9 protein-coding genes are annotated in these 13,021 nt (G+C 69.5%); 3 read left to right on the forward strand and 6 right to left on the reverse strand.

Features of this window, described 5'->3' with window-relative positions; all coding sequences use genetic code 11:
• Positions 1-378: 378 nt before the first annotated feature.
• The 3 genes from AB0M27_RS35900 (at position 379) to AB0M27_RS35910 (ending at position 4,759) form a co-directional block, all read left to right on the forward strand.
• Entirely contained in the window at positions 379-1,377 is a 999-nt protein-coding gene (locus AB0M27_RS35900; RefSeq protein WP_365728234.1) for a fatty acid desaturase, read from the forward strand.
• 213 nt (positions 1,378-1,590) lie between these two features.
• Complete coding sequence (locus AB0M27_RS35905) at positions 1,591-1,914, forward strand: hypothetical protein (protein WP_365728236.1); 324 nt, start codon at positions 1,591-1,593, stop codon at positions 1,912-1,914.
• Between the two features lie 172 nt (positions 1,915-2,086).
• Complete coding sequence (locus AB0M27_RS35910; protein ID WP_365728238.1) at positions 2,087-4,759, forward strand: glycosyl hydrolase; 2,673 nt, start codon at positions 2,087-2,089, stop codon at positions 4,757-4,759.
• A gap of 83 nt (positions 4,760-4,842) precedes the next feature.
• Here AB0M27_RS35910 and AB0M27_RS35915 read toward each other — a convergent pair whose 3' ends face one another.
• The 6 genes from AB0M27_RS35915 to AB0M27_RS35940 all read right to left on the reverse strand — a co-directional run bounded on the left by AB0M27_RS35915 (position 4,843) and on the right by AB0M27_RS35940 (position 12,927).
• Positions 4,843-4,989: a hypothetical protein gene (locus AB0M27_RS35915; RefSeq protein ID WP_365728240.1), complete on the reverse strand. Its 147-nt coding sequence runs from the start codon at positions 4,987-4,989 to the stop codon at positions 4,843-4,845.
• Positions 4,990-5,522: 533 nt separating this feature from the next.
• On the reverse strand, positions 5,523-5,936 hold the full coding sequence (locus AB0M27_RS35920) for a carboxypeptidase-like regulatory domain-containing protein (RefSeq protein ID WP_365728242.1): 414 nt from the start codon (positions 5,934-5,936) through the stop codon (positions 5,523-5,525).
• Between the two features lie 1,267 nt (positions 5,937-7,203).
• Positions 7,204-9,120 (reverse strand): exo-alpha-sialidase, encoded by a 1,917-nt coding sequence (locus AB0M27_RS35925; protein ID WP_365728244.1) that lies wholly within the window; start codon positions 9,118-9,120, stop codon positions 7,204-7,206.
• Positions 9,121-9,258: 138 nt separating this feature from the next.
• Entirely contained in the window at positions 9,259-9,714 is a 456-nt protein-coding gene (locus tag AB0M27_RS35930) for a hypothetical protein (RefSeq protein ID WP_365728245.1), read from the reverse strand.
• A gap of 1,148 nt (positions 9,715-10,862) precedes the next feature.
• Complete coding sequence (locus AB0M27_RS35935; RefSeq protein WP_365728248.1) at positions 10,863-11,000, reverse strand: hypothetical protein; 138 nt, start codon at positions 10,998-11,000, stop codon at positions 10,863-10,865.
• Between the two features lie 469 nt (positions 11,001-11,469).
• Positions 11,470-12,927: a HAMP domain-containing sensor histidine kinase gene (locus AB0M27_RS35940; RefSeq protein WP_365728249.1), complete on the reverse strand. Its 1,458-nt coding sequence runs from the start codon at positions 12,925-12,927 to the stop codon at positions 11,470-11,472.
• Positions 12,928-13,021: the final 94 nt, after the last annotated feature.

Consider the following 13,021-nt stretch of genomic DNA (forward strand, 5'->3'; position numbering starts at 1 on the left):
CTCGACACCTCGAAGCGTGAAGAACGGCCGTCCTGCTGTCCCGAGAACGAACCAAGATCAGCGGGTCAGGTGAACGGCCGAGGTTAAACACCAAGCTGAGAGCGCACGGAGGCCCGCCTGCCCGGATCTGGCCGAACTTGAGGGTGCCAACCTGCCTACATGTCAATACGGGCCCTGTCTCGACTTGGTTGAGCCAGAAGCCGACGGAGATTCAGTCCCGCGACGTTCATGCCCTGGACATCCGCGACGACCTGCGCGGATGCCGCCCAGTGCGATCCTGAGCCCAGGACCGCCGAGCGCGTTCGAAAGCACTCGGGCGCGTGATCCAGGTCGGTCCGGCGCCGGCTCCGAAAAGGCTTGAGCGATGACGAGGAACCGATGAACCCGAGCGACGTCGACCGTACCGAACAGACCGCTGTCGAACATGATGCCGATGCCGGGGTCAAGCCGCTGCTCGACGCCCCCCAGACGGCCGCGGCGGGGGCGGCAATGTGGATCTTCGTCGTCGGCCCGCCGATCTCCCTGATCGCCGTGGTGCCGTTCGTGTGGGGATGGGGCCTGTCCGCGCTCGACGTCGGCATGGCTGCGGTAGCCTACCTGGTGTCCGGCTTCGGCCTGACGGTGGGTTATCACCGCCTCTTCACGCACCGCGCGTTCAAGGCACGGCGGGGCCTGCGGATCGCCCTGGCCGTCGCGGGTTCGCTGGGGGTCGAGGGCTCGCCGGTCCAGTGGGTGGCGAACCACCGGCGCCACCACGCCTTCGCCGACCGCGAGGGTGACCCGCACTCACCCTGGCGCTACGGGACCGATACCCGCGCGCTGCTCAAGGGACTTCTCCACGCGCACATCGGCTGGATGCTGAAGCGTGAACTGAGCAACCGTGCCAGGTTCGCGCCCGACATCGCCGCCGATCCCGATCTTCGGCTCATCGGTCACCTCTTCGGGTCACTGGCTGCCGTCTCGCTCCTGGCCCCGGCGCTGGTCGGCGGGTTCGTCACGGGCACCTGGACCGGTGCGCTGACCGGCTTCTTCTGGGCCGGCGTGATCCGGATGGCGCTGCTGCACCATGTCACCTGGTCGGTGAACTCGATCTGCCACGTCGCGGGCAGGCGCCCCTTCGCCAGCCGGGACAGGGCCACCAACTTCTGGCCGCTCGCACTGCTGTCCTTCGGCGAGAGCTGGCACAACTCACATCACGCCGATCCCACGGGCGCGCGCCACGGCGTGCTGCCGGGCCAGCTCGACCCGTCGGCCCGCCTCATCTGGATGTTCGAGAAGCTTCGCTGGGTTCACGACGTACGCTGGCCGAGCTCGGACCGTCTCAGCGCTCGACTGCTGCCCAAGCCGGGTGCCCCGCACGGGTCCGCGGGCTGCTGACGCTCGGACAACGCGTCGCCGCGGTTCCCGTGCCGATGGGACACAGCGACGGCGCGGGAATCACCGGATACTTGGCGACGGTGACCGGCTTGCTCCATGTGCGGCCCTGGTCGCTCGACTTGACGCCGGTGCTGTAGTCGATGTCGTACGTCTGCCAGCCGAAGACGTCATAGAGGGTGTCGGTGCGCGGGTCGACGAGGGAACGCCACCACCTTGCCCGCCGCCTGGCTGGTCACCTTCCCCCGTGATGCGGAAAACCGTGCGACCGAGCGCCGTATTTCCCGCGTCTTCGACTGGCTCAAGGCCCCTTACGCCGGAGGCCACTTCCTCGGCGACTATGAGGGCCATGCTACAGATGGCCGCTCCGCTGTACGGCCGCTGTTCGTCGAGACCAACACCAACGTGCCGCAGGACTCCACGGACGCCTACAGCGGGCTGTTCTCCACCGGCAGGGACGACGGCGCCTCTGCTGCGGTCGCGGCCACGCCGCGCGCGACGGGAGCCCTGAAGGCTCGGCCGCATCGGTTCGTCCGGTGATCGGAGCGCGCTCGAAACACGCTGTGGCGAGCGTGACTTCGGGTTCATCTGAGGCGCAAGGTAAACAACCCACCATTTTTCCTGTGAGCCCTTTGTGTGACTGTTGTGGTCACGCCAAGATCCCCTCTGCGCCCGGCACACCCCCATATGCCCGGCGCAGGGAGGAGAGGGCATGTTGCCCCCGAAGCACCAGCGACGGTTCATAACCTGCACCGTCGTAGCAGCTGCGTTCGGACTGGTAAGCACCCAGTCGTTCGCGGCGTCGAACAACGCAAGACCCCGGCCCTGGCAGGCACGCCACCTGGCCGCCATGGGCCGGCAGCACATCAAGGCGGTGCACGCAGGCCATGAAATGTCCGCGTTCGCCGCGGAGGGCGATGACGACGGGGCCGACGAGGCGGAGAACTCCGCCGAGGCGACGGCCCAGTTCACCGAGGCCCGCACCGCACCCGGCGTGGTCGCGCCCGGCGCCTACGGGGCGGCCTGGCAGCAGATGCAGTCGATGCGGCACACGAACGGCAGCTGGGACCACGTCACCAAGAAGGCGTACAACGCCGACGACCCCCGCTACCGGGACGTGAACTCCAACTCCAGTGGCGGCGCGGGCGACGTGACCGGCCGGATCACCGGGATCGCCGCCGACGACCAGGGCTATGTGTACGCGGGCGGCGCGAACGGCGGTGTCTTCCGGTCCGCCACCGGTGGCGGGCACTGGAAGCCGATCTCCGACAAGCTGCCGTCCCTGTCGACGGGCACCCTGGCCCTGGACGGCCAGAAGCGACTCTGGTACGCCACGGGCGAGTCCAACACCGGGGCGACGTCCTTCGTGGGGACGGGCGTGTACGTCCTCAAAGACCCGCGCCACGGGCAGTTCCAGCCCGGCGACCGCGTCGGTGGTGCCGAGCTGGAGTCCACCGTCATCCACGCGCTGCGCTTCGCCGGCACCAAGGTGTGGGCAGCCACCAGCACCGGGGTCTGGTCGCACTCCACGACCAGCCTGTCCGGGCCCTGGAAGCACGAGTTCGCCCCCAACCCGGACTATCTGCCGGGCGGTTCGAAGGCGGACGACCCCGGCGCGCCGTACAAGAACATCGCCAACGACATCGCCGTAGACCCGAAGGACCCGGACAAGGTCCTTCTTGCGGTGGGCTGGCGCGGCGGTGACACCTACAACGGGCTGTACGCCAAGCAGGACGACGGCAGCTGGAAGCCGGTCAGCGGCCTCGGTGACCTGCCCACCAGCAGCGCTGATGTCGGCAACATGACGTTCGCCGCGGCGGCCGACGGCTCGCGCCTGTACGCCATCGACCAGTCGCCGGCGCAGATGGCGGCCAACCCGGACAGCGGGCTCAAGGGCGTGTATGCGTCGAAAAACGGCTCGCCGTTCGGGCCGTGGACGCTGATCGCGGACTATACCAAGCTGAAGGCGTCCGGGTCGGCCCTGCAGAGTGCCGGCTACATGCCGGGCATCCAGTCCTGGTACAACCAGTTCCTCCAGGTCGACCCGGCCAATGCTGACCACGTCTACCTTGGTCTGGAAGAGGTCTTCGAAACCAAGAACGGCGGCTCGACCTGGACGACCCCGGGTCCGTACTGGAACTTCCCCTTCCCCTGCTGGAGCATCGACCCGGTCAAGCAGACCGGCGACTGCTCACCGACCACGCACTCCGACCAGCACGCGGTCGCGATCGGCAGCTACAAGGGCAAGAACTGGGCGTACGTCGGTAACGACGGCGGCATCTACCGGCGACCGCTCAACGGCGCCGTCGACTCCGGTGGCCACGCCAAGGACTGGCAGTCCCTCAACGATGGCACCATCGACGCCCTCCAGTACTACTCCGTGGGCGTCGGCAAGGACCTCGACCGGGGCGGCGTCTCCGTCACCGGTGGCCTGCAGGACAACGGCCAGTCGATCCTGCGCGGCCACGACAAGGTCATGGGCTCCAACTTCGGCGGCGACGGCGGCGACACCATCGCCGGCACGGCCAACGGCTGCAACATCGCCGCCGAGTACGTCTACCTCGACATGTGGGTGACGCAGAACTGCGGCGTGAACGACGGTTCCTGGGCGACGGACCCGACCAAGGCCACCGAGTACGAGGTAGCCCCGCCGGACAAGGACCAGGGCGGCGCGGGCGCCCGCTTCATCGCGCCGATCACCGCCGACGCCAAGGACACCAACACCTGGATCGCCGGTGGCCGGCACGTGTGGGTGAACACCAAGGGTTTCGCGATCCGCTCCGGCAAGGAGTGGGCGAACGCCTATGACCTCGGCGAGGGCCACGTGGCCACGGCCGTGGCGTCCTCCGGCGGCACGGTCTACGTCGGCTGGTGCGGCCCCTGCAACAACCAGGGCTTCACCCGGGGCATCGCGGTCGGCAACGCCGACGGCACCGGCTGGCACCAGCTCAACCTCCCGGTCGACGGCACCATCCCCAACCGGTACGTCTCCGGCTTCGAGATCGACCCGGCCAACGCCCAGCACGTCTACGTGGCGATCAACGGCTTCTCCCGCCGCTTCACCGAGGGCCCGGGCGCGGGCGTGGGCCACGTCTTCGAGTCCAAGGACGGCGGCGCGAGCTGGACGGACATCTCCGCCAACCTGCCCGACGTCCCCGCCGACACGGTCAAGCTCCTGCCGAACGGCGGCCTCGCCCTCGGCACCGACCTGGCCACCTTCTACCGCCCCGCCGGCGCCAAGAACTGGCTGGTCCTGGGGCACAACCTGCCCACCACGGCCGTGATGCAACTGCGCCTCGGCCCTGACGGCAAGCTGTACGCCGCCACCCACGGACGCGGCATCTGGTCCTTCGACGTACGGCGCCTCAAGGGCCGTAAGGACTGATCCGACCGAGTACGCCACGCCGCACGACGATGGCCGGTGCGAACCCCGCTCCCGGGGGCGCACCGGCCGTATGTCGTTCGGGCTCACTGCACCGGATACGCCGCCACACTCAGCCGAAGCGCGAAGAGGGGCGCGCTCTCGGGACCCCAGGTCACGGCCACCGTCCCGGTGCGCGCGGCACGCACCGTGACCCGGGTGACGCCCTTGCTGTCGGTTCCGGAGGAGGTCACCAGCGCTAGCATCGGATTGCTGCTACGCGGTTGCGGTCAGGGGCCCTGGGCGCGGGGCTCCAGGACCACGGTCACCGTCGTACCGGATCGCACACACAGGGCATGGACGGAGGCGTCGCCGGGGCCGTGGGCGACAGTGGCGGAGCCCGCATCGCACCCCGGGGACGCGGAGGCCGTCCCATGAGGGGACGGGGCTCGTGTCGACGGCGACGACGGTGGTGTCGCCGACCTTGTTAGGGAGGGCGAGCCGGGGGATCCAGGCGTGCTGGGGCCGCCCTCCGAGGGAGTAGCGGCGGGCGGACTCGCGGAAGGAGGCGGCGGTGCCGAGCCGGCCTCCGAGTCGCCGCCGCTGCCTGCGCAGGCGGTCAGCAGACAGGACAGCGCAACCAGGGCGGCCGCGAGCGAGGGCCAGGATCCTCGACCGCGTCTGCAGTCCTCCATCATCATGACCACTCCTTCGCACCACCGGATGTCACTGCGACGTCCTCGTCCGCCGTCCGGTTCCCGCAGCACCCGACGAGCAGCGGAGGGCCTCAGCGGATGCCCGAGTCGAAGGGGATGACGATCGTGGTGAACCGCCCGCTCGTGACGGTGACGGACACCGGTTGGGCGATCGGGGCGACGGCGCCGGTGAGGTTGGCGGGGCGGACGGTGTAGGTGCCTGGCGGCAGCGAGACACGGAAGTGGCCGTCGGCATCGCTGGTGGTCTCGGCGACCGTCCGTTCTGGATCGCCGCTGGTGATGGTCAGCCGGGCACTCAGAGGCCGGTCGGGACAGGGGCTCCCTTCGCGGACCACTGGGCAGCCGCCGTCGACCATGGTGCGGCCCTTGATCCCGGAGTGGGGCGCGCCCGGCGAACCGGCTCCGTGAGAGTCCCCGCACCCGGCGGCCAAGACCGCGGCGGCGAGCGCCAGGGCGGCGAGCGCGGTCCGAAGGTGGCTCTTCATAAGGGTTGGACTTCCCACGGTGCTGGTCGGTTCCTCTGCGGGTAAGGCCCGGAAGGCCGGGCGGAGACGGTCCTTCGCCCGGCCCCGGAGCGCTTGCTGCGGGTGATGCTAGGAGAACAGAACGTTGTGCGGCTCGGGGTAGGCGCCGGCGGCGCCGCAGTTTCCGCCCTTCTCGCATAGCCGGCGGCGACCCAGCGGGTCGGGTCGGACTGGTAGGGCGCGCGGTGAGGTAGTCGCCCCAGCGGGGCAGACCAGCGTAGGTGCAGGTGTTGCCGGCACCCCGCAGGTAGTAGTTCGGGCTGGTGTCGATGGCGTTGGCGGGCTGGGAGTTGATGCCGCTGCCGGGGTAGTAATGGGTGCCGGCGGTGCCGCCGCCCCGGGCGAATTCCAGACCCACCCGGCCGAGCGAGTTGGGCGCGAGCGAGGCGAACTGGATGGCACCCCAGCTGCCCCACAGGTCACCGGAGCCGTTGAGGTTCTTGTCGGACTCGTTGAACCAGACGAACCGGGTGTAGGGGAACGGATGGCTGCCGTCCTGCTTGGCGTTGAAGGAGAAGCCGATGAGTCCGGTGGTCCGGTAGGCGCCGAGGACGCGGGAGTCGGCGTACTGGCACCAGTTGGTCACCACGCCGTCGGTACTGGCGCAGTTCTGCCCGCTGTTGCGGGTGTAGAAGCCGTAGGAGGGGACGGTGCGGTCCCACCAGGAGTAGTTGCCGGAGTTCTCCGGCCACGCGAACACGCGGAACGAGCTGCCGTTGGTCTGGCCCCAGTTGCTGCCCCAGTAGCGGGTGTCGGTGGACCCGGGCACCAGCTTGAAGGTGAGGTTGTCCGTGCGGGTCAGGTAGCTGTAGCTGAACCCGCTACAGGTGCTCATCGGACTCTTCGGTAGTCGTAGCAGCCCGGCACCGCTTCCCCCGCTGCTCGGGAAGAAGTTGGTGGAGATGTTGACGTTGCTGTTGCTGATGGACATGTCGCGGCATCGATCGCCACTCCCCCCACACGTGCTGGGCAGAGCACTGCCGTCGCACGCCAGCGAACCTAGCGACCCGTGACCGGCGCACCAAGAGCCATGGGAAAAGAACCGGAATGGGTCCGAATTCCCTTCCAGTGAAAGGAAACTGGAATATCACCAGGCCCGCACGATGGCGGTAGTCGCGGTGCCTGCGGGGTTGCAACAGCGCATAACAGCCAAGTTCTCACCCCAGCACGTGGCCGAGGTGCGCTCCGGCGGACACCGGAACGCACCTCGGAGCGGACAGTGGAGAGGTCAGCGCCGGACGGGCAACGGCACGGACCCAGCGGACCGATGCGGTGCGGCGACTGTCGTCGCGCCGTGGGTGGTGGAGCGCGCGCTGCCGCCGGTGACGGTGAGCGGGCCGGCGGTGTAGAGGGCCTCGTCGAAGGCTTGCCCGTTGGCCGGGGGCTTGCCGACGGCGAAGGCGGAGACGGCCTTGCCGCTGATGACGGAGGTGGAGATGTAGTCGCCGACCATGCTGCCCTGCGTGCTGTCGGCGATCTGGGACAGGGACATGGGGCCGGCGACCGTGGTCGGGCTGCTCCAGGTGCTGCCGCCGTTGGCGGAGGAGATGTAGCCGACCTCCAACTGGCAGGTGGACGCAGTGCAGTTGGCGTTGGGGTAGAAGTAGTAGTAGAGGCCGATCTTCGCCGTCGCGCCGGAGGTGGCGGGGTCGATGCCGATGCCGGGGATGAAGTGGTCGACGCCGCTGGTGGTTGCGTCGATCGGGACGCGGGTCACGGCCGACCAACTGGTGCCGTTGGTGGAGGTGGCGTAGACGATGTCGTTGGCCGGGCAGCCGGAGCGGAAGCGGCAGTCCTGCCAGGCGACGTAGATCTTGCCGGAGCCGTCGATCTCGGCGGACGGCAGGCCCTCACCGTCGCGCAGGTTGCCGGCCACGCCGTGGCTGGAGACGTTGGCGATCAGCGTGCTGGAGGACCAGCTGGAGCCGCCGTTGGTGGAGCTGAATGCCCGGACGGCGCTGCCGTTGGCCGAGTAGGGGACCACGACCGCGCCGTTGGGCTGGACCAGAGGCTGGCCGCCCAGGCCGCTCGGGCCTCCGGACGGTGCCACCGGCGTCGACCAGGTGGCGCCGCCGTCGGTGGAGCGGCTCATCACCACCGCGTTGCCCGAGGACGTGACGTCGACCTCGACGTAGCAGGTGCCGTAGTAGGGGCTGGTGGCGGAGTTGTCGCAGACGATCCACTCCTTGTCGTAGCCCTTACCGTCGTTGCCTACCGCTATCACGGGGTTCTGCCAGCTCGTGCCGTTCGTGGAGCGGCTGACGGTGACGCCGGCACCGTTGACGTTCGAGTCGATGACCAGACCGGCGACCATCCAGGTGCCGTGCTTGGCGTCGTAGGCCACGGCCGGGTCGGAGACGCGGGCCCAGCTGCCGCCCCCCTGGTAGGTGGTGATGCCGGGGAGCATGCCGTGCTGCCAGGTGGTGCCGCCGTCGGTGGAGGTGTTCCAGCCGATGTCGGAGGAGCCGCCGTCGGTGAACCGGCCGACCTGGGAGGAGGCGACGATCGTGTTGCCGTATGCGAAGGTGTCGGGTTCCAGTTCGGTGGCGTGCTGGCTGGAGGTGTTGGTGAACGGGTCGGTGCTGACCTGGGTCAGGCCGGGCGGCGGGGCGGCGGTGGCGAAGGCCACGTCGTCGTAGAGCGTGTAGGTTGCGTCGCCGGTGTAGTTGTCGTCGTGGCTGACGAGTTTGAGCGTGTAGTTGTGCCCGGCGGTCACGGAGGACGTGACCTGCTTCCAGCCCTGGCCGTTGGTGCAGGTCTTGGCCAGGACGGTCGTCGTCGTGCCGGCCGTGGTGTCGGCGAGGGTGGCCGTGGCCCAGTCGTAGGTGAGCGTGTCCGGGCAGGTCACGCTGTACCAGAACGACACCTGGGTGGCGCCGGTGGGCGCCGTGAAGGTCTGGGCGATCGAGGAGTCGCCGTTGGTGGGTGAGGTGCCGCCGACCCGGGCGGCGTACGTACCCGTGTGGGCACCGGAGCCGACCACGGAGGTGGTTCCGGTGGAGGTCCAGCCGGTCAGACTGCCGGATTCGAAGCCGCCGTTGGAGACGTCGGCCAGTGCCGGGTGAGACGCGAGAAGGAGACCGCCCAACGACAGCAGGGCGGTGGTGGCGGTCGCCACGGATCTACGGACAGCAGTGCGCGACATGAGGAGACCCCTTGTCGTCGATGGGGGGGGAGTACGCCCTCAGACGAGGACGTTCGAGGTGGGGCGGAACACCGGCGCAGGGCCGTTGGTCCGCCCCGGGCACGACGCTTCAGAAACCGATCTCTGGCCCGACGCCGGTCAGGACAGAGTCACGTCGTCGTAGCGGGTGTACGTGGCGTCACCCGTGTAGTTGTCGTCATGGCTGATGAGCGTGAGCGTGTAGCTGTGCCCGGCCGTGACCGAGGCGGTCTTCTGGAGCCAGCCGGACGACGACACACAGGTCTTGGCCAGCACGGTGGTCGTGGTGCCGGTGGTGTTGTCCTTGAGCGTGGCCGTGGCCCAGTCGTAGGTGAGCGTGTCCGGGCAGGTCACGTTGTAGTAGAAGCCGAGCGTGCTGGTCCCGGACGGGGCCGTGAACGTCTGGGCGATCGAGGAGTTGTCGTTGGTCGGCGACGTACTGCCGGCCCGGGCGGCATAGGTGCCGCTGTGCGCGCCGGAGCTGACCACCGAGGTGGTCCCCGACGAGGTCCAGCCGGACAGGCTGCCGGTCTCGAAGCCGCCGTTGGTGATCGCGCCGCCGCTGCCGGAGGTCACGATGAGCGCGTAGGTCGCGGTGTGGGTGGCGGAGACGTCCTTTACCGGTGGCGGTGATGTTGTACGTCCCCGCCGGCGTCGACGAGGAGGTGGCCACCGTCAGCGTGGACGAGCCGTCCGCGGTGACGGAGGAGGGGTTGAAGCTCGCGGTCGCACCGCTGGGCAGCCCGGACGCGGACAGGCTCATCGACTGTGCCGAACCGGAGGTGACAGCGGTGGACACCGTGGTGGTCGCCGCATTGCCGGCGGCCACACTGGACGAGGCCGGGCTGACGCCGATCGAGAAGTCGTTGGTCGCGGTGGAGCCACAGTTGGGCAGGGTGAACGAGGCCAGCCTGGTGTGCCAGTTGAAGTTGCCGTTGGCGGGGAGTCGGGGCCGGTGTCGGCCGAGTGGTGGGCCGCCGGGGTGTGGGGTGTGGGGTCGGCCTGGGCCGCGGGAGCGGCGAGCCAGAGGGCGGGGACTGCGGTCAGGATCGCGGTGAGCGCGGCTATGCGGCCGCGTCTGCGTCTGGATCGGGACACGGAACATCCTTTCGGCCAGCCGGAGGTCGCCCGGCATGTGGGGAGGAGAAGGACGTTCACGCCGATGGAGCGCGTGTTCGCAATCCGGGATGCTTGCACCGGACATGTCACTCAACAAGAGAGATGCAGCCGGTGTGGCGCGAAGCAACCGAGAATTTACGCAGTGCAGTCAACTCACAGTAAAAACACAGGGTTTCCTCTGTATCGGCGCAAGGGATTTCCCTGTATCGCCCGTAACCGGAGAGCGAGAGCCGCCGGACCACGCAACGGATCGAGCGACAGCCGCGTCCCCACTCTTGGACTGTCCCGACTCCACCTGGGGGCATCGTGAGGCACCGCCGCACTGGCGCCCGTTCACCAGTGGTGCTCGCCCTCATCGTTTCAGCCGCCGCCTGCACATCGGACACCGGGGTCACCGCGCCCGCCAAGAAGAGCCCCTCGGCCCCCGCCTCGACCCGGTCGTTCCTCGGGAGCCCGACCCTCGCCGGGTCGGCCGCCTCCAGTTCCGCCCGACGGTGCCTCATCGGTACCGTCACAGTGCTCTACCCGCCGGCCGACAACCCCCTGCGCACCGCCTGCCTCCACATCGGCACAACGATCCGCATCACCCTCAAGTCGTCGGCCAACTACAGCTGGGCGACGGTCAGGAGCTCGAACCCGAACACCGTCACGGTGCTCGACGACCACACCATGCCCGGCGGCACCCACTCCGCCAGCGCGCCCGCCGCCTCCGCGGGTAGCGCCACACTCAACTCAGCCGACACCTACACTCCCGACCGACACGGCCCACCCTCGCGGGACTGGCGACTGACTCTCACCGTTGTCCCGTAACGGTCGTTCGCCTACGACGGTTCGACGTCCATCAGCAGCCGCCAAAGCCGCGTCTGCGGCCCGAACGGGTCCCCGCGGAACGACGACGATGCCTGCACACCGCGGTGGTCGTCGCTGTCGCACGGGCCTGGGTGTGCCGGTGCCCCCGGGCCACGTGGCTCTGGCCTACCTCACGGCGAGCAGTGCGGCGGTGCTGGTGCCGACACCGGGCGGTGTGGGTTCGCAGGACGCTGCCCTCGCGTTCGCGCTCGTGACAGCGGGCGTGCCCGGGTCGCCGCCGCCGCGGCGGTGCTCGGCTACCGGCTGCCGACGGTGTGGCGTCCGCTGGTGCCGGGGCTCGTCACGCTGGGAGTGCTTGTCCGGCGTGGGGTGCTCTGAGGACGCCCCGGCCGGTTCTGCCGATCAGCGAGGCGTGGCGGCGGAGTCGGCCGTCGGCGCCGTAGGAGGGTGTTCGACGCGGGAGGCAGGGGCGACGGTGAAGCCGATGACGGCGCCGCCGCCGGGGCGGTTGCGGGCGAAGGCCGTGCCGCCGTGGGTGAGGGCGACGGCGTGCACGATCGCCAGGCCCAGCCCGGAGCCGGGCAGGCTGCGGGCGCTGTCGGCGCGGTAGAAACGGTCGAAGACGCGGGACAGGTCGGCATCAGCGAGGCCCGGTCCCCGGTCGCGCACCTCCAACCGCGTGCCTGTGATCGCGACTTCTATCGGCTCGGTTCCGTTCTGGTCGAATTTGGCCGCGTTCTCCAGCAGGTTGGACAGCGCCCGCTGCACCGCGGCCGGCCGGACTCGTACGACGGTGTCGTCGGCGTCGACGAGGATCTCCCGGCCGGTGCGGCGCCGGGTGAGGGCGGCCGCGTCCTCGGCCACGGCGCCGAGGGTCACCTCCGTGGGCTGCTCTGCATCCCGGTCGCCGGCGGCCAGCTCGACCAACTCATTGACCAGGTTGACCAGTTCGCGGGTCTCGCTCTTCACGTCCGCGATCAGGTCCGCCTTGGCCTGCGGCGGGAGTCGGTCGATGCGGTCCAAGAGAGCCGCGTTGGCCTGCAGCGAGGTCAGCGGGGTGCGCAGTTCGTGCCCCGCGTCCTGGATCAGACGACGCTGGATCTCCTCGGACGCGGCGAGCCGTCCCAGCATGCCGTCGAACGCCCGTCCGAGCCTGCCGACCTCGTCCTGTCCGGCGACGGGGACCTCGGTGTCGAGCCGGCCGGTGCGGGCCACGTGCTCTGCGACCCGGGTCAGCCGAACCAGCCGTCCGGCGATCCTGCGCGCCAGCCACCAGCCCGCGAGGCCGGCCACCAGGATGACGACGGCGCTCAGCTCGACGGTGCGCTCCTTGAGTTCCCGGAGCAGGTCCTCGGTGTCGCTGTACTGCTGGGCCACCTGTACGGCGCCCCGCCCGCCGCCGAGTGCGACGGTGGCCACCCGATAGCGCTCACCCTCGATCTCGGTCTTGTAGTAGATGGTGTGCCCGGCCTTGCCGTGTGCGGCCGCGGCTCGGTCGGGGGCGCGGACCTTCAGCGCCGGGAAACCGCGTTCCTCGACACGGCCCGCGGCACCGAGGACCTGGACGTCGGTGCGGATGCGGCGCGAGAGGTCGTCGCGGGGACTGTCGGTGTCGGGGCTCACGCTGAAGTAGTCCGCCGGCGACAGACGGTGCTGGGCGACCTGCTGGTGGAGGTCGCCCACGACGCCGCGGAAGACGTCGTCCTGGTCGACCCGCACCATCTGCGCCGCCACGTTGTAGCTGACGAAGCCGCCGAGGAGGGTGGTGGCAGCGGTGACGCAGGCGAAGGAGAGCGCGAACACGGTGCCCAGGCTGCGACGGGGACGCAGGATCGTGAGCCGCTGTCGTGTGCTGTCCATGGGTGGGGCTTCCTCCGGGACGGTCGGCGCAGCCAGTGTGCCTGGCCGAACCCACCGACGGCAGCGCCCGAAGGCTGTCGGCAACTCCTCTTAC

Origin of the sequence: Streptomyces sp. NPDC052107 (genome assembly GCF_040680215.1) — a bacterium.
In the GTDB taxonomy this organism is placed as follows: Bacteria; Actinomycetota; Actinomycetes; order Streptomycetales; family Streptomycetaceae; genus Streptomyces.